This is a genomic window from Streptomyces sp. SA15 (assembly GCF_002291145.1).
In the GTDB taxonomy this organism is placed as follows: Bacteria; Actinomycetota; Actinomycetes; order Streptomycetales; family Streptomycetaceae; genus Streptomyces.
In genome coordinates, this window is record NZ_NTGE01000164.1 from 81396 (window position 1) to 101723 (window position 20328).

A 20328-nucleotide genomic window follows, 5' to 3' on the forward strand; every position below is an offset into this window, starting at 1 on the left:
TCAGCCGCGAAACCAGTGCTGCGGCCGGGGTTGGATGTTCTGCCAGATGTGTTTCGGCTCTCGGTAGTCGTCCAGGCCGGCCCGCCCCAGCTCCCGGCCCACACCCGAGTGTCCGAAGCCACCCCATTCCGCCTGCGGCACATAGGGGTGGTAGTCGTTGATCCACACCGTGCCGTGGCGCAGCCGCCGGGCGACCCGCTGCGCCTTGCCGGCGTCCTGCGTCCAGACGGCGCCGGCGAGTCCGTACTCGGTGTCGTTGGCGATGCGTACGGCGTCGTCCTCGTCGGTGAAGCGCTCCACGGTGAGCACGGGGCCGAAGGACTCCTCGTGGACCACACGCATGTCCTGCCGGCACTCGTCGAGCACGGTCGGCGGGTAGTAGTAACCGTCGGCGAGCGCCGGATCGTCGGGCCGTTCGCCGCCGCAACGTAGCACGGCGCCCTCGGCGAGGCCGGCGGCGACGTAGGCCTCGACCTTCTCCAGGTGCTGCGCGGAGATCAGCGCTCCGGTATCGGCCTCGGGATCGAAGGGGCCGCCGAGCCGGATCCGCCGGGCGCGCCTGACGACCTCCTCGACGAAGCGGTCGTGCAGAGGGTCCTCGACGATCAGCCGTGCGCCCGCCGAGCAAACCTGACCTGAGTGCAGAAAGACGGCCGTAAGGGCGAAGTCCACGGCCGTCTCGAAGTCGGCGTCGGCGAAGACGACATTGGGGTTCTTGCCGCCGAGCTCCAGCGCGACCTTCTTCACGGTCGCGGCGGCGGTGGCCATGATCCGCTTGCCGGTCTCCAGGCCGCCGGTGAAGGAGACCATGTCCACAGCCGGGTCCTCGGCGAGCGGCGCGCCCACCTCAGGTCCGCTGCCCAGGACGAGATTGGCGGCGCCGGCCGGGAGCCCCGCCTCCTCAAGAGCCCTCATCAGCAGGATCGACGTGGAAGGGGTGAGCTCACTGGGCTTGAGGACGAAGGTGTTCCCGGCGACAAGAGCGGGGGCGACCTTCCAGGACGCCTGGAGCAACGGGTAGTTCCAGGGAGTGATCAGCGCGCAGACGCCGACCGGCTCGTACACGACGCGGCTGACGGCGTCGTCCCGGCCCGTGTCGATCACGTGCCCGGCGTCGGTGCCGCCGAGCCCACCGTAGTACCGGAAACAGGAGACGACATCGGCGATGTCGTACTCGCTCTCCACCAGCCGCTTGCCGGTGTCCAGCGACTCCGCGCGGGCGAACTCCTTGGCATCGCGCTCGATGATGTCGGCCGTCCGCAGCAGCAGCGCCCCGCGCTCCCGCTCGGGAATGCGCGGCCAGGGTCCCTCGTCGAAGGAGCGGCGGGCCGCGGTGATCGCCGCCTCCGCGTCGGGGCGGGTCCCCTCGGAGACGGTCGCGGCCAACGCGCCGTCAGCCGGACAGCGGATCTCCCGGCGCCCACCGGCCACCGGATCCCGCCATTCACCGGCCACATACAGGTCTGCCACGCGCCAAGCCCTTCAGCCGGATAACGTTGCGCATCGCGCATTCGATTGCTTGTGATGGAACACCCTGACGAATGTCAAGACAGACGTCAAGAGGTTGGTTCGTGACGATTGCGCTAGGGCCACCAGCCCTTTTCCCGAGCGGAAAAGTCCGTGTTACCTGTTCAACCGCTCTTCCACCCTGTCCGTCCGGTGCCCGCTTTCACGCCCCGAGACGGTCCAGCAGCGCGCGGCGCCACCGCTCCGTTTCGGCGATCTGGTTGAAGGTGAACAGGTGCAGGCCCGCCACCTTCGCCGCCGGCGGGGTGAGGTCCGCGACGGCGGGCGTGAGCAGCCTCTCGGGTGAGTAGCCGCCGGGCGTCGCGAACCGCAGGAACCACGAGGGGTGCTTGGCCAGGAAGCGTGTCGACTCCCCCACTCCGATCCTGGTCGCCATCGCGAGCAGTTTCGCCCGCTGCACGGGCCCCGCGACGCCCACATGCACCGGCAGGGACACATCCCGGCGTCGTATACGAACGATCCACTGCCCCAGCACGCGCGGGTCGAAGCAGAGGTTGCTCACAATGTACGTGGCGTGCTCGCGCTTGTCCCACATCGCCTGGACGGTGACGTCGTCGTGGATGAGCGGGTGACTCTCGGGATAGCCGGTGACGCCGACCCGGGTGAAGGGCCGGCCCAGCTCGGTCAGCCGGCGCAGCACCGGCAGCGCCCCGGCGTAGGCCCCGGCCGGCGGGTCGGCGTCGCCGGCCGGGACGAAGACGTCGTCCACACCGGCCGCGCGGAGCCGGTCGACGACCTCCTTCAGGTGGGCGTCGTCCCGCAGCAGCCGCGCCGGCACGTGCGGGACGACCCGATAGCCGTGTCCCGCGAGCCGGCCGGTGAGGTCGAGGGTCGGCTCCAGGCCCCTGACAGGCGACGCCGTCACGGTGACGACGATGTCGCGCGGGACATGGGCGAGGACCTTGTCCTCGGTCGACTTCGCGGGCAGCACCTCGTAGCGGACGCTGTCCAGCAGCGGCCTCAGACCTGCGGCGCCCAACGTCTACCCGTCCTGCTTCTGAGCGTCACGGTGGCGGTAGTACGCGGCCTTCGACGGCGCGAGCGGCTCCTTGCCGAGGATCAGGTCGGCGGCCTTCTCGGCGATCATCATCACCGGCGCGTAGATGTTGCCGTTGGTGACGTACGGCATCACCGACGCGTCCACCACCCGCAGGCCCTCCAGGCCGTGCACCCGCATGCTGGCGGGGTCGACGACCGACATCTCGTCGGTGCCCATCTTGCAGGTGCACGACGGGTGAAGGGCGGTCTCGCCCTCCTTGGCGACCCAGGCGAGGATCTCGTCGTCCGTCTCCACCGCGGGTCCGGGCGAGACCTCCCCGCCGTTGTAGGGGGCGAGCGCGGGCTGGCTGAGGAGTTTGCGGGCCACCCGGATCGCCTCGACCCACTCACGGCGGTCCTGCTCGGTGGAGAGATAGTTGAAGCGCAGCGCCGGGTGCTCGCGCGGATCCTTGCTCTTGATCTTCACCGAGCCGATGGCGTCGGAGTACATGGGCCCGACGTGCACCTGGTAGCCGTGGTCACCGGCGGGCGAGGAGCCGTCGTAGCGGACCGCGACCGGCAGGAAGTGGAACATCAGGTTGGGATACTCGACGTCCTCGTTGCTGCGGGCGAAACCACCTGCCTCGAAGTGGTTGGTCGCCGCCGGGCCCTTGCGGAAGAGCCACTGCAGCCCGATGAAGGGGGCGCGCCACTTCGCCATGTACGGCTGCATGGAGACCGGCTGCTTGCAGGCGTACTGGACGTAGACCTCGAGGTGGTCCTGCATGTTCTCGCCGACGCCCGGGAGGTCGCGGACGACCTCGATGCCGAGGGCGCGCAGTTCGGCCGCGTTGCCCACCCCGGACAGTTGCAGCAGTTGCGGGGAGTTGATCGCGCCGCCGCACAGGATGATCTCCTTGGCGCGGACCTGCTGGAGCGCTCCCCTGCCCCGCCGGTACTCGACACCGACGGCCCGCTCGCCCTCGAAGAGCACGCGGGTGACGAGGGCGCGGGTCGTGACGGTGAGGTTCGGCCGTTTCATCGCGGGCTTGAGGTACGCCTTCGAGGCCGACAGACGGCGTCCGCGGTGGACGTTGCGGTCGAACTTGGCGAAGCCTTCCTGGCGGTAGCCGTTGACGTCGTCGGTGGGGGCGTAGCCCGCCTCCTGGGTGGCTTGCAGGAAGGCGGTGAACAACGGGTTCGTGGCCGGGCCGCGCTCCAGGACGAGAGGGCCGTCGTGGCCGCGGAACTCGTCGTCCGGGTCGGCCGCGAGACAGTTCTCCATCCGCCGGAAGTACGGCAGACAGTGCGCGTAATCCCAGCCCTCCATCCCGGGGTCGGCCGCCCAGCGCTCGTAGTCCATGGGGTTGCCGCGCTGAAAGATCATGCCGTTGATGCTGCTGGAACCGCCCAGCACCTTGCCGCGCGCGTGGTAGACGCGCCGGCCGCCCATGTGGGGTTCCGGCTCGGACTCGTACTTCCAGTCATAGAACCGGCTGCCGATCGGATAGGTCAGCGCCGCGGGCATGTGGATGAAGACATCCCACGGATAGTCCGACCGGCCGGCTTCCAGGACCAGCACCCGGTTCGCCGGGTCCGCGGAGAGTCTGTTCGCCAGTGCGCTGCCGGCCGAACCGCCACCGACGATGACGAAGTCGTATTGGAAGGGAGCCATGCTGCCTCGTCTCGCTCGCGCCGTAGATACGCGAGGCATGCTAACGGCAGTAGCGCTATACGCACCAGGTTGCGATGCACGCAACTTACGGCGAGCTTGACGTGATCATGGTTACTTGGCGTGGCGTTGTTTACTGAGGGTATAGTTGCGTCATGAGCAACTACAGCCTTGAAACCCAGACCTCGAGTTCGGGTGCCGGAGGAGTGCAGTCGGTCGACCGCGCCATCAGCGTCCTGGAGATCCTCGCCCAGCGCGGCGAGGCGGGCGTCAGCGAGGTGGCCGCAGAGATCGACGTTCACAAGTCGACCGCGTTCCGTCTGCTCGGCGCCCTGGAGGTACGCGGCCTGGTGGAGCAGGCGGGCGAGCGCGGCAAGTACCGGCTCGGCTTCGGCATCGTACGCCTGGCCGGGGCGGTCACAGGGCGCATCGACATCACCCAGCAGGGCCGGCCGGTCTGCGAGCAGCTGGCCGAGGAGATCGGCGAGACCGTCAACATCGCCGTGCTCCAGGAGCACTACGCGGTCAACCTCTACCAGGTGCGCGGCCCGGGGGCCGTCACCGCGCAGAACTGGGTCGGCCAGCTGACCCCGCTGCACGCCACCTCGAGCGGCAAGATCCTGCTGGCCCATCTGCCCGCCAAGGAATGCGCCGCGCTGCTGACCCGGGCCGGCCTGAAGAAGGTCACCTCGCACACCATCACCGCCAAGACGAAGCTCGAGAAGAACCTCGCCGAGGCCCGGGAGCGTGGCTACGCCTGGGCCCTGGAGGAGCTGGAGATCGGTCTGCACGCCATGGCCGCTCCGATTCGCAATCGGGACGGGGTCGTCGTCGCGGCGCTGAGCGCCTCCGGACCCTCGTACCGGCTCACCGAGGAGCGCCTGCACGAGCTCGCTCCGGTGCTGACCAAGGGCGCGGAGGAGATCAGCCACCGGATGGGTTACCTGGGCTGAGCGGGAGCCGCTACTGCGGCTGGTGTGTGCCCAGGCGCTCGTGCACCCAGTCGTGGAAGGCACCGATGTGGTGCTCACTGGGCACGAGGACGCCTCCCTTGGCGTACATCCTCGAACTCATCCCTAGCTGTGTGCGCTCGCAGGCGTCGAAGTCCTGCCTGTTGACCCGGTCGAAGAGTTCCACGGACCGGCTGACGTCCCTGCCGCTGTCGACGACGTGCGGCAGGTACAGCCAGTCGCACTCGACGATCGTGCGGTCGGCGGCCACCGGGTACATGCGGTGGAAGATGACGTGGTCGGGGACGAGGTTGATGAAGACCTGCGGCTTGACGGTGATCGCGTAGTAACGGCGGTCCTGGTCGTCGGCAACGCCCGGGATGCGGTCGAGGCCCGCGCTGCCGTCCACGGTGAAACCCTGAACCTCCTTACCGAACTCGGCACCGTGGCCGACGTAGTACTGGGCGGCGAAGCCGTCGGCGAACTCGGGGAGTACCTCGGTGAGTTCGGGGTGGATCGTGGCGCAGTGGTAGCACTCCATGAAGTTCTCGATGATGAGCTTCCAGTTCGCCTTCACGTCGTAGGTGATCCGCTTGCCGACCGAGAGGCTCTCTATGCCGTAGCGCTCGATCGCCTCGGCGTCGCCGAGGCGGGTGACGACCTCCCCGATGACGTCCTTCTCGAAGGAGGGCGGGTTCTCAGCCAGGCAGACCCAGACATAGCCGAGCCATTCACGGGTGGCCACCGGCGTCAGGCCGTACTCGGTGCGGCCGACGTCGGGCATCTTGGTGAGGTTGGGCGCGGCGACGAGCTTGCCGTCCAGGCCGTACGTCCAGGCGTGGTACGGGCATTGGAAGGCCCGCTTGACCTCGCCGGCCTCCTCCGTGCAAAGCCGGGCTCCGCGGTGCCGGCATACGTTGAAGTACGCTCGGACGCTGCTGTCCCTCGCCCGGGTGACCAGGATGCTTTCGCGGCCCACGTCAACGGTCCTGAAGGCGCCGGGCTTCGCCAGCTCGGACGAGCGCGCGACGCAGAACCACATGGTCTCGAAGATGAACTCCTGCTCCTGCGCGAAGATCGCGGGATCGGTGTACGCAGTGCCGGGGAGGGTGGCGATCAGGCTTTCCGGCAGGCTGGTCGAGGTCACGGTGCACTCCTCGGGAAACGTCGTGGATCGGTTCATTCACGCGCCGGGAAGAGCGACTCCGGACGGCGTTGTGTATGGAGCAACGCTGCGGGCCATGTGCAACCGCAGCATGGGATGCCTGAGGGGCGGTGTCAAGATGTCGTGCGGCCGAGCTGTTTGCGCCAGCGGGTGAACAGCCGCGGCTGGTTCATGCCGAGTACGGCGACCGGCTGACCTGCGCGCCGGTAGACGGCGAGGACGTTGCGGTCGTCCGGGGCGCCTTCCTCGACCGTCACGCTGTCGGCGCCTGCCGCGTGCCCCGCGAACTGGATCTTCACGCCGTACTGGTCGGACCAGAAGTACGGCGGCCGGGGCGCCCCCGGCTCCGTCGCGCCGCCCGCCAGCAGCGTGGCGACCGCGGCGTCGGGGCGCTCCCGCGCGCCGGTCCAGTGCTCGACGCGGCGATGGGCCCCCGCACGGGGGTCGTACCAGTTGGCGCAGTCGCCGACGGCGACCACACCGGCCAGGCTGGTACGGCCGTCCGCACCGCACTTGACCCCGTTGTCGAGTTCGACGCCGGATCCTGCCAGCCACTCGACGCACGGCCGTGCGCCCACACCGACCACGACGATGTCGGCCGGGATGCCGCGACCGTCCTCCAGCAGGACGGCGTCCACCCGGCGCTCACCGCTCAGCCCTTTCACCCCCACACCGCACACCAGCCGTACCCCGTGGTCCGCATGGAGCGCGGAGACGATGGCGCCCATGGTCTCGCCGAGTGGTCCGGCGAGCGGCGTCGGGGCTGCCTCGACCACCGTCACGTCGAGCCCGAGGGCACGTGCGGTGGAGGCGACCTCGGCGCCGATGAACCCACCGCCGATCACTACCAGCCGTCCACCCTGGGCAAGTTCGGCCCGCAGGGCGCGGGCGTCGTCCAACGTGCGCACGACGTGCACCCCGGACAACCCTTCGGAGCCGGGCAGAGTGCGCGCGGCGGCACCGGTCGCGATGACGATGCCGTCGACGCGGACCTCCCTGCCGTCGGCGAGCCGGACGGCACGGTCCGTACGGTCGAGCCCGGTGGCCCGGACGCCGAGCAGCCACTCCGCCCGCAGATCCTCGCCGTCGACCTCCAGCGCGAGCTCCGCCTCGTCGACGGTGCCGGCCAGGAACTCCTTGGACAGCGGCGGCCTGTCGTAGGGACGGTGGAGCTCGTCTCCGATGACGACCAGCCGCCCGTCGTAGCCCTGTTTGCGCAGTGAGCGCGTCGCCGACAGACCGGCCAGCGACGCGCCCACCACCGCGACCGTCCTCACGCGGGAACCCCGGCGAGCTTGGCTGCGACGCAGGGCGGCAGGTTGGGAACGGCCGTGGACAGCCGCACGTAGATCATGCCGTCCTCGACGACGACCTCATGGGCCCGAACCGGGAGCTTGGCCGGCGGGGCGTCGACGGCACCGGTCTTCAGGTTGAACTTCGAGGCATGCAGCGGGCATTCCACCCAGCAGCCCTCCACCCAGCCGTCGGCGAGCGAGGCGTCCTGGTGGGTGCACGTGTCGTCGATGGCGAAGAGCTCACCGTCCTCGGTGTGGAACACCGAGACCGGCGGGTCGATCTCGAGCCGGAAGGCCTCTCCTCGCGGGAGATCCGCCAGAGGGCACGCGGGAATCATCATGACCACCTCGGTGCGTATAGCGAAACGGATTGCGGTTAGCGCAACATCAGTCTGAGGTTGCCCCGAAACCCTTGTCAAGGCGTTCAGAGGGCCGATTAAGCCGCCTGTTCGAGTTGCACATCACACAACCCAAAGCGCATTGAGAAACGCAACGGGAGAAGACGCGACGTCTGAATCGGCCTCACTGCCTGGTCGAAGGGGCGTCTCAGCCCTCCGCTTCCCCTTCCGGGTTGCGCATGCGCGCGCACGCCCGCCTCATCGGCCGGTATGGCCGAGAGCGGGCGTGCGCTGTTCGACGGACGGCGGTCAGAAGCCGCGGTCGAGCCACTCCTGGAGGTGCGGCGCCTCGGCCGCGATCGTGGTCGTCTCCCCGTGTCCGGTATGCACGACGGTGCCGCCCGGCAGCGTCAGCAGCCGGTCCCGGATCGAGTCGATGATCGTCGGGAAGTGGCTGTACGACCTTCCCGTCGCCCCCGGCCCGCCCGCGAAGAGCGTGTCGCCGCTGAAGAGGGCGGTGAGGGCCGGCGCGTACAGACAGACGGCACCTGGGGCGTGCCCTGGGGTGTGGAGCACGCTCAGCTCGATGCCTGCCAGAGCGAGCACCCGACCGTCGGTCAGGTCCCCGTCCGGCAGCCGGTCCGGGTGGGTCTGCTTCCACAGCGGGAGGTCATCCGGGTGGAGGAGGATCGGGGCACCCGTGCGCGCCGCCAGTTCGGGCGCGGCGTCGATGTGGTCGTTGTGGGCGTGCGTGCACACGATGGCCCGCAGGGTGCGCCCGCCGACCGCTCGGGCGATGGCCTCGGCGTCATGTGCGGCGTCGATGACGACGGCCTCACTGTCGTCGCCGACGATCCAGACGTTGTTGTCGACGTCCCAGGTGCCGCCGTCCAGGGAAAAGGTCCCCGAGGTGACGAGGTGCTCGATGCGGGCGCCGGCCATCACAGGACCACCACCGAGCGCAGGACATCGCCGCCGTGCATCCGCTCGAAGGCCTTCTCGACCTCGTCCAGCGCGATGGTCTCCGTGACGAAGGCGTCCAGATCCAGTCGGCCTTGGAGGTAGAGGTCGATGAGCATCGGGAAGTCGCGGGAGGGCAGGCAGTCGCCGTACCAGGAGGACTTCAGCGCGCCGCCGCGCCCGAACACGTCCAGCAGCGGCAGTTCGAGCTTCATCTCGGGGGTGGGCACGCCGACCAGCACGACCGTGCCGGCGAGGTCGCGGGCGTAGAAGGCCTGCTGGTACGTCTCCGGACGGCCGACGGCCTCGATGACGACGTCAGCGCCGAAGCCGCCGGTCAGCTCGCGGATCGCCTCGACCGCGTCCACCTCCTTGGAGTTGACGGTGTGGGTGGCCCCCAGCTTCTGCGCGGTGGCCAGCTTGGCGTCGTCGATGTCGACGGCGATGATCTTCGCTGCGCCCGCCAGGTTCGACCCGACGACCGCCGCTGCCCCGACGCCGCCGCAGCCGATGACGGCCACACTGTCGCCGCGTCCGACGTTGCCGGTGTTGATGGCGGCGCCGATGCCCGCCATCACTCCGCAGCCGAGCAGCCCGGCGGTGGCCGCCGACGCAGCCCGGTCGACCTTGGTGCACTGGCCTGCCGCCACCAGCGTCTTCTCCGCGAACGCGCCGATGCCCAGGGCCGGTGACAGCTCGGTGCCGTCGGTCAGGGTCATCTTCTGCTTGGCGTTGTGGGTGCTGAAACAGTACCAGGGCCGTCCGCGCAGACACGCACGGCACTGGCCGCACACCGCACGCCAGTTGAGGATGACGAAGTCGCCGGGCGCGACATCGGTGACCCCCTCCCCCACCGACTCCACCACACCCGCGGCCTCGTGCCCCAGGAGGAAGGGGAAGTCGTCGTTGATGCCGCCCTCGCGATAGTGCAGATCGGTGTGGCACACCCCGCAGGCCTCGACCTTCACCAGCGCCTCACCCGGGCCCGGATCAGGCACGACGATCGTTTCCAGACTGACGGGGGCACCCTTGCCCCGCGCGACGACAGCACGGACCTGGTGAGCCATGGCCACTCCTCGACTGGTACGAGAACTGAATCAGATGTTGCTCATTACGGCACACATCTCATCTTTCGCAACACAGCATCCTGGAGCGCCGACCACGGGTCAAGGCTCACCGACGTGAAGGGAACGGGAGACCCTGTTCCGGGCAAGACGCAGGGTCGCGAGGTCCGTGCCACACCGCTCACCCCACGCGAGAGCAGTGCCCACGCCTCAGGGGTCTGCTCATGTCTGACGGAGTCACTGCTCATATCTGACGGAGTCAGCTGACCAGCGCGGCCCCGAAGACCGCGACCATGGTCACCGAGCCGGCCGCGAGGAGGGCCGACCGGTGGGTGAGCCTCGGCGGCTGAGGTGTGCCGAATGCGCGCATGCGCCGGTGTGCGACCACAACGAAGCCGAGCCAGGAAAGGATCGCGCATGCGGTCGGCAGCATTCCGCTCGCTTCCGCCACGCCGAGCAGGGCCACGCGGACCGCGAGCGCAGCAGCCACCGTCATGGCCAGGATGGTGCGCAGCCAGGCCAATCGGGTCCGCTCGGGCTGAAGTCCGGGGTCGCGCGGGACCGGGGCTGGATCGCCGGCGAGGCCGGCGCTCACCTGGTCCAGCCGAAGAGCACCACGACCATCATGGCCAGCGCCACCGGCCCCACGATCAGCGCGATCAACGTCGGGAACCGGCTCAGTGGCAGGTCCTCGCCCTTCCGCATGGCTCGCTCGCACTTCACCCAGTGGTTCACCGCTCGCCCGGCGCACAACACGCCCGCCGCCAGCAGCGCCAGCGCCAGCCCGACCCGCCAACCGGCCGCCAGGTGCGGCAGGAACTGGTCGACGGCGAAGCCGCCGCCGACCAGCGCCAGCGCGGTGCGCAGCCAGGCCAGGAAGGTCCACTCGTTGGCGAGGGAGAAGCGGTAGTCCGGGGTCTCGCCCTCGGACCGCACCCGCTCCGGCGACAACCAGAACGGCAGGTCACGCAGCGCATCGAACACGTTGGATCCTCACCTCAAGCGGTTGCTCGTCTCCTCGGCCCAGGCCGCACAGACGGCGCACGCCGGTCTCAGGCTCTCCCGCCGGAGTTCCCTACGGGCCGCCGACGACGTGCCCCACGCTTTCGGAACCGATCCGAACGGGCAATGCGGCCGAGGGGGTGAACCGAGAGAACCCTTCACCTGGAGAAAGAGAAAATCCCTATTGCTTGTCATTCTCCGGCGACGCTGACACCGGGCGCGCGAAGACCTCGCGGGCCACATCGATGAACGACTGTGCGGCAGGCGAGAGCGGCCCACGCCGCCACATCAGCCAGACCGGCCGGACCAGGCGCGGACGGGTCACCAGCGCAACCGCGCCGCGCCGCGCCGCCTCCTCGGCGAGAGAGCGCGGGAGTAGCGTCGCCCCCGCTCCGGCCAGCACCAGGGGGACGACCGCCGCCTGGTGAACCGTCTCCACTGCGATGCGTGGACTTCGCCCCTCCCCGCCCAGCGCCTGATCCATCAGAGCCCGCGTCGCGGTACCGCGCGCGGTCGCCACCAGGTCCATCCGGGCCACCTCACCGAGCGCCACCGGTCCGGCCTGAGGAAAGCAGTCGGACCGCGGCACCACCGCCAGAATCTCCTGCCGACACAGCTCCAGGGTCTCGACGGCCTTGCCGTGCGTCCTCACGTCGGCCAGCCCCAACTCGCACTCGCCGGTACGCACCACGTCCGCGACCGCGGCTGCGTTCGGTGGCTCGACGATGACGATGTCGATCGCGGGATGGCGCCGGCGGAACGCGCCGGCGAGGTCCGCCAGCGGATCGACCGCCAGCGTCGTCGGCGCGACGATGTCCAGCGTGCCGCCTGCCAGCCCGGCGATGGTGCGCACCACCGACCGAGCGGTCTCCAGATCGCGCATGACCTGCCGGGCAGGCTCCACAAACGCCTCGCCCGCCGAAGTCAGCATGACTCCGCGACCAAGCCGGTGGAAGAGAGGGGTGCCCAGTTCCCGCTCGAGCAGGCGGATCGCGTGCGACAGCGACGGCTGCGCCACGCGCAGGGTGTGGGCGGCGCTGGTGAAGCTCCGGTGCGCGGCTACGGCGAGGAAGTACTCGACTTGGCGACGTTCCATAGAAATGTTCTATCGCGTGGGCCGAACCATCTCGCCATCACCCTCCGCGGTCGGCCAGGACAGAGCCCCTCGGGTATAGAAGGTTTCTATGGCCCTCATTCAAAACCGGTCCACAAAATTCAGGAGGTCTTGTTGACCGGCCTCGGCGGCGACTGACAGTTTGACTGCATCGCAGGCCAGGGCGTTTCGGGGCCGCTGAAGTGCAGCCGTATTACGCCTGCAATTCGGCCGCGACAAGACGGTGTGACATTTCCTCGCCGGGCACCGAATCGGAGAAATACATGACTGAGTTCGCCGCCGGGCGGCACGTACTTCCGCGGCCCGACATCCGTCGCCCCCTGACGACCGCGATGGATGTCCACGACCAGGAGACCGCCTTCACGCCCATCGGCCCGGTCCCTCCGCCCGAGGGCGCACCGCATGTGGTGATCGTGCTCGTCGACGACCTCGGGTTCGGCACCTCCAGCGCGTTCGGCGGACCGTGCGAGATGCCGGCCGCGGAACGACTCGCGGACGACGGGCTGCGCTACACACGGTTTCACGTCACGGCCCTGTGCTCGCCGACCCGGCAGGCCCTGCTGACCGGGCGTAACCACCACTCGGTCGGCATGGGCGGCACCACCGAGATGACCACCGCGGCCCCCGGGTACAACGGGTTCCGGCCGCGCAGCGCGGCGACCATGGCCCAGATCCTGCAGGGCAACGGCTACAGCACGGCCGCCTTCGGCAAATGGCACCAGACCCCGCCACGGGAGATCAGCGCGGTCGGGCCGTTCGACCGCTGGCCCACCGGGGAGGGGTTCGACACCTTCTACGGGTTCATGGGCGCCGAGATGAACCACTGGTACCCGCTGCTGTACCAAGGCACCACTCCGGTCGAGCCGGATCGCCGGCCGGAGGACGGCTACCACCTGTCCGAGGACCTCGTCGACCACGCCATCGACTGGGTGCGCACCCAGCGCACGCTGACTCCGGACCGGCCGTTCTTCACCTACCTCGCGCTCGGCGCCGCGCACGCGCCGCTGCACGTAGGCCCCGAATGGCAGGAGAAGTACCGCGGAAGGTTCGACCACGGTTGGGACCGGCAGCGCGAGGTGACCCTCGAGCGGCAGAAGGAACTCGGCGTCGTGCCTCCGGAGACGGAGCTCGCGAAGTGGGCCGAGGGCGTTCCCCACTGGGACGAACTCACCGACAACCAGCGTCGGCTGTCGGCCAGGTTCATGGAGACGTTCGCGGGGTTCACCGAGCACGCCGACGTGCAGGTCGGCAGGTTCGTCGACGCGCTGGAGGAACTCGGCGAGCTGGACAACACCCTGTTCCTCTACATCCTGGGTGACAACGGCGCCTCGGGCGAGGGGGGCATCGAGGGGACGATCGTCGAGCACCGGCTGGGGCACGGTGTGGTGGACGACCCGGACGAGATGATCGACCACATCGACGAGATCGGCGGCCCGCTCAGCTACCCGATCGCCCCGGCGGGATGGGCGCTGGCGCTGAACACGCCCTACCAGTGGACCAAGCAGGTGGCCTCGCACTTCGGCGGCACCCGCGACGGCATGATCCTGCACTGGCCGCGGGGGGTCTCCGAGCGCGGCGGGCTGCGTCACCAGTTCTCGCATGTGATCGACGTGCTGCCGACGATCCTGGACTGCGTGGGAATTCCGGCGCCCTTCAGCGTGGACGGGGTCCCGCAGCAGCCCATCGAGGGCACGAGCATGCAGCAGACGCTCGCTGATCCCGACGCGCCCGAGCATCGCCGTACCCAGTACTTCGAGATGTGCGGCAACCGGGGCATCTACCACGACGGCTGGATGGCGGTCACCCGGCACGGCATCCCCTGGGAGATGGTGCCGGCCAACGACCGGAGGTTCGCCGACGACGTGTGGGAGCTCTACGACCTGAGCAGGGACTGGAGTCAGGCGTACGACCTCGCCGCCGAACACCCCGACAGGCTGCGCCAGTTGCAGGACCTGTTCCTGATCGAAGCGGCGAAATACCAGGTCTTCCCCCTGGACGACCGGGTCACGGAGCGCGAGAACCCCGTCATGGCCGGCCGTCTCGATCTGCTCGGCGACCGCGCCTGCGTCACCTACCGCGCGGGAATGCGGCGGTTCACCGAGGAGACCACACTCAACGTCAAGAACCGCTCGCACAGCATCACGGCCGACGTCGACCTGCCGGAGACGACGGCCGAGGGCGTGATCATCGCGCAGGGTGGCCGGTTCGGCGGCTGGACCCTGTACGTCACCGAGGGCAGGCCGGCCTACGCCTACAACTACTTCGGCATGAACCTGTACACCGTGCGCGGCGGCGAGCCCTTGGCCCCGGGACGGCACGAGATACGACTCGAGTTCGACTACGACGGCGGAGGACTCGGCAAGGGCGGCACCGCCGTGCTCCTGGTCGACGGTGAGAAGCACGCCACCGGACGGGTAGCGCAGACCATCCCGTACTACTTCTCCTTCGACGAGACACTCGACGTCGGAGTGGATCTGAGCACACCGGTCAGCGACGACTATGCCGTCCTCGACAACGAGTTCACCGGGACCATTCACACGGTGCGCATCGACCTGGACGCCCGGAGCGCCGAGTCGTCCGAGTTCGACGGCGGACTGCACCGGCGCGTCATGGGGGCACAGTGAACTGCTGTGCACCGTCCGGCGGCCGGGGAGTGGAAGGGCCACCCGCACCCCGGCAATCCACCGTCCGCCCAACGGCCACCGAGGGCATGGTGGCCGTTCCCGCCGGCCGGTTCCTCATGGGCAGCCAAGACGCGCTCTCCTACCCGGCCGACGGAGAAGGCCCAGTGCGCACGGTCTACGTCGACGCCTTCTGGATCGACGCCTGCACGGTGTCCAACGCCCAGTTCGCGCGCTTCGCCGCCGAATCCGGGTACCGCACCTCGGCCGAGCGAATCGGCTGGTCGTTCGTCTTCGCCGGGCTGCTCCCGGACGACTTTCCGCCCACCCGGGCAGTGGCGGCCGCGCCCTGGTGGCGGCAGGTCCAGGGTGCCGACTGGCGCCATCCCGACGGACCGCACTCCACCTGGGAAGACCGAGCGGATCACCCGGTCGTCCACGTCGACTGGGATGACGCCCACGCCTACTGCGCCTGGGCCGGCAAACGCCTGCCCACCGAGGCGGAATGGGAACGCGCCGCCCGAGGAGGGCTGCACGCGAAAGTGTTCCCCTGGGGCGACGAGTTCGAGCCGGGCGGCCGCCCCCGGATGAACGTGTGGCAGGGCGACTTCCCCAACCGCCACCCCACGGCCGACGGCTGGTACGGCACCTGCCCCGTCGACGCCTACGAGCCCAACGGCTTCGGCCTGCACAACACCACCGGCAACGTCTGGGAGTGGTGTGAGGACCCGTTCTCCCCCTCCCCCGGCGGACAGGATCGCGTCGCCAAGGGCGGCTCCTATCTCTGCCACGCCTCCTACTGCCGCCGCTACCGGGTCGCCGCGCGTCAGGGCCTCTACCCGGATTCGGCAACCGGCAACGTGGGTTTCCGATGCGCCCTGAACATGACCTGACCCTTTTTCCACACATGACATGACCCCTTTTTCCAGCCCGTCGGACAACGGCGCGAGACGCCCGGTGCACAAGGAGCAGGACCATGGCAAAACGAGCAGGACAATGGCGTTCCGGCGCGGCCGGGATGGCCGTACTCGGTCTCACCCTGACCGCCTGCGGCGGGGCGAAGATCGGCGAGGACTCCGCCGGGTCTGACGCCGGCCCGGGCAAGTGCGGCACCTTCAACCTCGCGGTCAACCCATGGGTGGGCTACGAGGCCGATGCGGCGGTCGTCACGTACGTCGCGGAGAAGGAACTCGGCTGCAAAGTCGTCACGAAGGATCTGAAGGCGGAGATCGGCTGGCAGGGCTTCGAGACGGGCGAGGTCGACGCCGTCCTGGAGAACTGGGGCCACGAGGACCTGAAGAAGAAGTACATCGACCAGCAGAAGACCGCCGTGAGCCTCGGCTCGACCGGCAACAAGGGCATCATCGGCTGGTACATCCCGCCGTGGATCGCGAAGAAGTACCCGGACATCACCAACTGGAAGAACCTCAACAAGTACGCCGCGAAATTCAAGACGTCCGAGTCGGGCAGCAAGGGCCAGCTCCTCGACGGCGACCCGTCGTACCAGACCAACGACGAGGCCCTGGTGAAGAACCTCAAGCTGGACTTCAAGGTGGTGTACGCGGGCAGTGAAACCGCGCTGATCCAGGCGTTCCGGGACGCCCAGAAGAACAAGAAGTGGGTGATCGGCTACTTCTACGAGCCGCAGTGGTTCCTGTCCGAGGTACCGCTGGTCAAGATCGACCTGCCCAAGCACACGCCAGGTTGCGACGCGGACCCGGCGAAGGTCGCCTGCGACTATCCCGTGTTCGACCTCGACAAGATCGTCAGCACGAAGTTCGCCAAGTCGGGCAGCCCGGCCTACGAGCTGGTGAAGAAGTTCAAGTGGACCAACGACGACCAGAACACCGTCGCCAAGTACATCGCGCTCGACAAGATGACACCGGAGGCAGCGGCGAAGAAGTGGATCGATGCGAACCCCGACAAGGTCAAGGCCTGGCTCGGCTAGAACCCACGAGCGCGCAGCAGAGCGCGAGTTCTTCACCGGCGCCGTAGGAGATCTGCCGTGGTCCGGCGGCGATGTGAGCTTCGCGGCCTTCATCATCAGCAGCAGCACGCGACGCAAAATCATCGCCGGCCGGTCCCCTGGTCCCGCTAAGTTCTGCGCTGTGGACCACGATGACGCGAGCAAGGCCCGTATACGTCACGGCGAACACTGCGCTCGGTGGGACGTGTTCGAGATCGAGATCAACGGACCGTCGCAGGGCAATCCGTTCACCGACGTCGAACTCGGCGCGACGTTCAGCGACGGACGGCGCGAGATGCGCGTCGGCGGCTTCTACGACGGGGACGGAACGTACCGGATCAGGTTCATGCCGGACGCCGAGGGACCCTGGACCTTCGTCACGTCGTCCACGGCACGGTCGCTCGACGGCCTCTCCGGCCGCTTCCGGAGCGGGCCGGCCACACCGGGAGTACACGGTCCGGTGCGGGTGGCCGACCGGTACCACTTCGCGTATGCCGACGGCACGCGGTACCTGCCGATCGGAACCACCGCGTACGCCTGGACGCACCAGGAAGAACGCCTGCGAGCCGCGACCCGGAACACGCTGGCGGCCGGCCCGTTCACCAAGGTGCGGATGTGCCTGCTGCCCAAGGCGTACGTCTACAACACCGACGAGCCCGAGCTGTACCCGTTCCCCGGCTCCCCGGCGGACGGATGGGACACCACCCGCTTCGACCCCCGGTTCTTCCGGCGGTTCGAGGACGAGGTGCGCGCACTGCGGGAGCTGGGGATCGAGGCGGACGTCATCCTCTTCCACCCCTACGACCGGTGGGGCTTCGCCGAGCTGGGGCGCGACGCCGACGACCGGCTGACGCGCTACGCCGTGCGGCGACTGTCGGCGCAGTCGAACGTATGGTGGTCGATGGCCAACGAGTACGACCTGGTGGGGGCCAAGAGCGAGGCAGACTGGGAACGTCTGGCCGGCATCGTGGCCGAGGAGGACCCGGTCGGCCACCTGACCTCCATCCACAACTGCCGCCCGTTCTACGACCACACAAGGCCATGGATCACGCACTGCAGCATCCAGCGCACCGACGTGTACCGCACCGCGGAGAACACCGACGCCTGGCGGGAACGGTGGGGCAAGCCCGTCGTGGTCGACGAGTGCGGGTACGAAGGCGACGTCGAACACGGCTGGGGCAACCTCACGGGCGAGGAACTGGTGCGGCGCTGCTGGGAAGGCGCGGTCCGCGGCGGGTACGTCCAGCACGGCGAGACCTACCTCGACGACCCGAGGAGCTGTGGTGGTCCAAGGGCGGCGAACTGATCGGGACCAGCCCTGAACGCATCGGGTTCCTGCACGACGTCATCCGCCAGTCCCCCACCGGCGTTCTCGACCCCCTTCCCTCCGACTGGGACGCCCCCCGCGGCGGAGTCCAGGGCACGTACGAACTCATCTACTTCGGCTTCAACCGCCCACGATTCCGGAACATCAGCGTGCCCGCCGGCGGCCGGTTCGCGATCGACGTGATCGACACGTGGGCCATGACCACCGACCGTGTCGGCGTGACGGCGGACACCAGCGTGCGCGTGGACCTGCCAGGCCGCCCGTACATGGCCGTCCGCCTGACCCGCCTGCCCGACGATGCCGCGTCCGGCGACGGGTGAACGCACGTCATGGGCGTGGTGGCGGCGCATGACTCGGCCACGTCCGCGGTGCCGGCCAGCTGGCGGCACACCAGTTGATGCAGCCGCCCGTCGGTGTCGGCGAGCAGTTCCGCGGGGCAGCCCTGCTGGACCACGCGTCCCTCGGACCTGACTCGGCGTCTTTGTCTGGGGTATGGCGGCACGTCTGTCTTTCAGAACGCAGCACGGTTCACCTGCCACCTGGCTGCCCCCACACTCACGACATGACCGACGCCGTCCTGTACGAGGCCGAGGGCCCCCTCGCCCGCATCACCCTGAACCGTCCCGACAAGCTCAACGCCCTCAACACCGAGGCGGTGCTCGAGCTCGGCCGGCTCGTCGCCCGCGCGGCCGCGGACGACAGCGTCAAGGTCGTCCTGATCAGCGGGACCGGCCGGGCGTTCTGCGCCGGGTACGACATCAACGACGAGATCGAGGACGGCACGCAGACGCCGCTGGACTGGCTGCCCGTGCTGCGCCGCGACGCCGATGTGACCATGCGGATCTGGTCCTGCCCGAAGCCGACCATCGCCGTCGTCCAGGGCTACTGCCTGGCGGGCGGCTGCGAGATCGCCATGGCCTGCGACATGATCGTCGCGGCCGAGGACGCCCGGTTCGGGGAACCCGAGATCCAGTACGGATCGGGCCCCGTCGCCCTGATCATGCCGTTCGTTCTCGGGCAGAAGAAGACGAACGAGCTCCTCTTCACCGGTGACAGGATCAACGCGCGCGAAGCGCTCAGCGCCGGACTCGTCAACAAGGTGGTGCCGCTTCAGGAGCTCTCCGCGGCCGCCGAGCAACTCGCGCTGCGGATCGCCCCCACGCCGCTCGCTGTCCTGCGGCTGACCAAGCAGGCCCTGAACAGGGCCTACGAAGCAAAGGGCTTGCGCACCGCGGTGGAGGCAGGCGTGGACATCTCGGCGATCCTCAACGGCGCCAACACCCCGGAGCAGCAGGAGTTCGACAGGATCGCGGCAGCCGAGGGGCTCAAGGCCGCCCTGGCTTGGCGGGACGCCCGGTACGGCGCCGCGGGGTGAGTGCCTCGGGGGCGGCGCCCGAGACCGGACGCGACGGGGTCTCCGTTTCCTGTACGACGGTCCGCAGTGCGAGCAGCGCCATCCAGCACTCGGCGACGTCCTGGGTGGTGCCCAGGCTGCGCCCCGTGAGCTGTTCGATCTTGGCGAGCCTGGGACCCAGCGTCTGCTTGTGGATGCTCAGCACCTCGGCCGCTCTCTTCCACGACCGGTCGCAGGCCAGGTACACCTCCAGCGACCGGATCAACTCGGTACGGTGCGCACTGTCGTGGTCGATCACCGCACCCAGTACGCTGCGTGCCGCGTTCTGCGCCTCGGTGACGGTCCTCGGCAGGAACAGGGGGTGCGCGGCCGCGTAGTCGACGTGCCCCCCGCCCCGGGAATGTGCCGCTTGCAGCGCCCACCGGGCCTCGCGCGTCGCATCGGGTATGTGCGAGAGGACATGGACCGTAGAGGACGTACCGACCGCAGTCTCCGCGTCGAGGACGTCCAGCAGACTTCCTCCCTGTGCCGCTTCCACCAGGACGAGGACGACGTCACCGGCGGTGGTGGCGAGGTGTGCGATCCCGTGATCGGACAGGACGTCACTCACGTACCGCTCGTCCTCACGGAGGGCGGCCACCGTCAGTGATTCCTCGACGATTCCGTGCTCGCGCAGTTGCCGGGCCGCGGAGTCACTGTCAACACGTCCCTCGATCAGCTGACTGAACAGCTGCCGGGCCGCTCGTTCGAGGTTCTCGCGCTCCATGGTGAGCCGCTCCACCTCGACGGCGATCAGACTCGCCAGGTGCAGTACGGCGAAGGGGTCGATGCGGTTGCCCGTGCGGTCGGGGATGACGAGCATGGCGGGCCGGCTGCTGGGCACCGGGAAGCAGGTGCAGGAGGCGTCACCGAGAGCCAGGTGCAGGCGGGCGGGCAGTCGTTGCAGATTCGACTCCACTCCTTGGACGACTGCGCGTGCCACCCGCTTTTCGAGC

General features: G+C 68.9%; 19 protein-coding genes. 7 read left to right on the top strand and 12 right to left on the bottom strand.

The annotated features are described in order from the left end of the window. From CLM62_RS36545 to betA, 3 genes are all read right to left on the bottom strand, one after another. The gene (locus CLM62_RS36545; protein WP_095754182.1) at positions 1 to 1470 is read right to left on the bottom strand and encodes an aldehyde dehydrogenase family protein; all 1470 of its coding nucleotides are present in this window, start codon (positions 1468 to 1470) and stop codon (positions 1 to 3) included. 199 nt (positions 1471 to 1669) lie between these two features. Then, a complete protein-coding gene (locus CLM62_RS36550; RefSeq protein WP_095754183.1) occupies positions 1670 to 2506 on the bottom strand; it encodes a 5,10-methylenetetrahydrofolate reductase in 837 nt (278 codons plus the stop codon). 3 nt (positions 2507 to 2509) lie between these two features. Continuing rightward, a complete protein-coding gene (gene betA / locus CLM62_RS36555) occupies positions 2510 to 4180 on the bottom strand; it encodes a choline dehydrogenase (RefSeq protein WP_095754184.1) in 1671 nt (556 codons plus the stop codon). Between the two features lie 152 nt (positions 4181 to 4332). Here betA and CLM62_RS36560 point away from each other — a divergent pair, with 152 nt between their 5' ends. After that, the gene (locus CLM62_RS36560; RefSeq protein WP_095754185.1) at positions 4333 to 5130 is read left to right on the top strand and encodes an IclR family transcriptional regulator; all 798 of its coding nucleotides are present in this window, start codon (positions 4333 to 4335) and stop codon (positions 5128 to 5130) included. A 10-nt stretch (positions 5131 to 5140) separates the two neighbouring features. Here the strand turns inward: CLM62_RS36560 and CLM62_RS36565 are convergent, their stop codons facing one another. From CLM62_RS36565 to CLM62_RS36600, 8 genes are all read right to left on the bottom strand, one after another. After that, on the bottom strand, positions 5141 to 6274 hold the full coding sequence (locus CLM62_RS36565) for an aromatic ring-hydroxylating dioxygenase subunit alpha (protein WP_095754186.1): 1134 nt from the start codon (positions 6272 to 6274) through the stop codon (positions 5141 to 5143). Between the two features lie 131 nt (positions 6275 to 6405). Next, positions 6406 to 7569: an FAD-dependent oxidoreductase gene (locus tag CLM62_RS36570; protein WP_179382384.1), complete on the bottom strand. Its 1164-nt coding sequence runs from the start codon at positions 7567 to 7569 to the stop codon at positions 6406 to 6408. Continuing rightward, positions 7566 to 7928 carry a bifunctional 3-phenylpropionate/cinnamic acid dioxygenase ferredoxin subunit gene (locus CLM62_RS36575; RefSeq protein ID WP_095754188.1) on the bottom strand — a complete coding sequence of 121 codons (363 nt, stop codon included), beginning with the start codon at positions 7926 to 7928 and terminating at the stop codon, positions 7566 to 7568. The genes CLM62_RS36570 and CLM62_RS36575 overlap by 4 nt, the downstream gene beginning before the upstream one ends. A gap of 306 nt (positions 7929 to 8234) precedes the next feature. After that, positions 8235 to 8867 carry an MBL fold metallo-hydrolase gene (locus CLM62_RS36580; protein WP_095754189.1) on the bottom strand — a complete coding sequence of 211 codons (633 nt, stop codon included), beginning with the start codon at positions 8865 to 8867 and terminating at the stop codon, positions 8235 to 8237. Beyond that, on the bottom strand, positions 8867 to 9952 hold the full coding sequence (locus tag CLM62_RS36585) for an S-(hydroxymethyl)mycothiol dehydrogenase (RefSeq protein ID WP_095754190.1): 1086 nt from the start codon (positions 9950 to 9952) through the stop codon (positions 8867 to 8869). Before CLM62_RS36585 ends, CLM62_RS36580 begins: the two co-directional genes overlap by 1 nt. Positions 9953 to 10208: 256 nt before the next feature. Further along, entirely contained in the window at positions 10209 to 10544 is a 336-nt protein-coding gene (locus tag CLM62_RS36590) for a DUF202 domain-containing protein (RefSeq protein WP_095754191.1), read from the bottom strand. Beyond that, positions 10541 to 10933, bottom strand: a complete 393-nt coding sequence (locus CLM62_RS36595) for a YidH family protein (protein WP_095754192.1) — start codon at positions 10931 to 10933, stop codon at positions 10541 to 10543. Before CLM62_RS36595 ends, CLM62_RS36590 begins: the two co-directional genes overlap by 4 nt. A 199-nt stretch (positions 10934 to 11132) precedes the next feature. Next, positions 11133 to 12047 carry a LysR family transcriptional regulator gene (locus CLM62_RS36600; protein ID WP_095754193.1) on the bottom strand — a complete coding sequence of 305 codons (915 nt, stop codon included), beginning with the start codon at positions 12045 to 12047 and terminating at the stop codon, positions 11133 to 11135. A gap of 281 nt (positions 12048 to 12328) precedes the next feature. Between CLM62_RS36600 and CLM62_RS36605 the strand changes: the two genes are divergently transcribed. From CLM62_RS36605 to CLM62_RS36625, 6 genes are all read left to right on the top strand, one after another. Then, positions 12329 to 14689, top strand: coding sequence for an arylsulfatase (locus CLM62_RS36605; RefSeq protein ID WP_095754194.1), 2361 nt, complete (start codon positions 12329 to 12331; stop codon positions 14687 to 14689). A gap of 86 nt (positions 14690 to 14775) precedes the next feature. Beyond that, complete coding sequence (locus CLM62_RS36610; RefSeq protein ID WP_095754195.1) at positions 14776 to 15579, top strand: formylglycine-generating enzyme family protein; 804 nt, start codon at positions 14776 to 14778, stop codon at positions 15577 to 15579. 83 nt (positions 15580 to 15662) lie between these two features. Beyond that, positions 15663 to 16634, top strand: coding sequence for an ABC transporter substrate-binding protein (locus CLM62_RS36615; RefSeq protein WP_095754196.1), 972 nt, complete (start codon positions 15663 to 15665; stop codon positions 16632 to 16634). A gap of 160 nt (positions 16635 to 16794) precedes the next feature. Then, positions 16795 to 17958, top strand: coding sequence for a DUF5060 domain-containing protein (locus tag CLM62_RS36620; protein ID WP_218835653.1), 1164 nt, complete (start codon positions 16795 to 16797; stop codon positions 17956 to 17958). A gap of 41 nt (positions 17959 to 17999) precedes the next feature. After that, positions 18000 to 18299, top strand: coding sequence for a DUF5605 domain-containing protein (locus CLM62_RS52245; RefSeq protein WP_257004296.1), 300 nt, complete (start codon positions 18000 to 18002; stop codon positions 18297 to 18299). Positions 18300 to 18541: 242 nt separating this feature from the next. After that, a complete protein-coding gene (locus tag CLM62_RS36625) occupies positions 18542 to 19354 on the top strand; it encodes an enoyl-CoA hydratase/isomerase family protein (RefSeq protein ID WP_095754197.1) in 813 nt (270 codons plus the stop codon). On the opposite strand, the gene CLM62_RS36630 is transcribed toward CLM62_RS36625, so the two are convergent. Then, positions 19305 to 20315, bottom strand: a complete 1011-nt coding sequence (locus tag CLM62_RS36630) for a CdaR family transcriptional regulator (RefSeq protein ID WP_143659210.1) — start codon at positions 20313 to 20315, stop codon at positions 19305 to 19307. The two genes, CLM62_RS36625 and CLM62_RS36630, sit on opposite strands and share 50 nt — an antisense overlap. Positions 20316 to 20328: the final 13 nt, after the last annotated feature.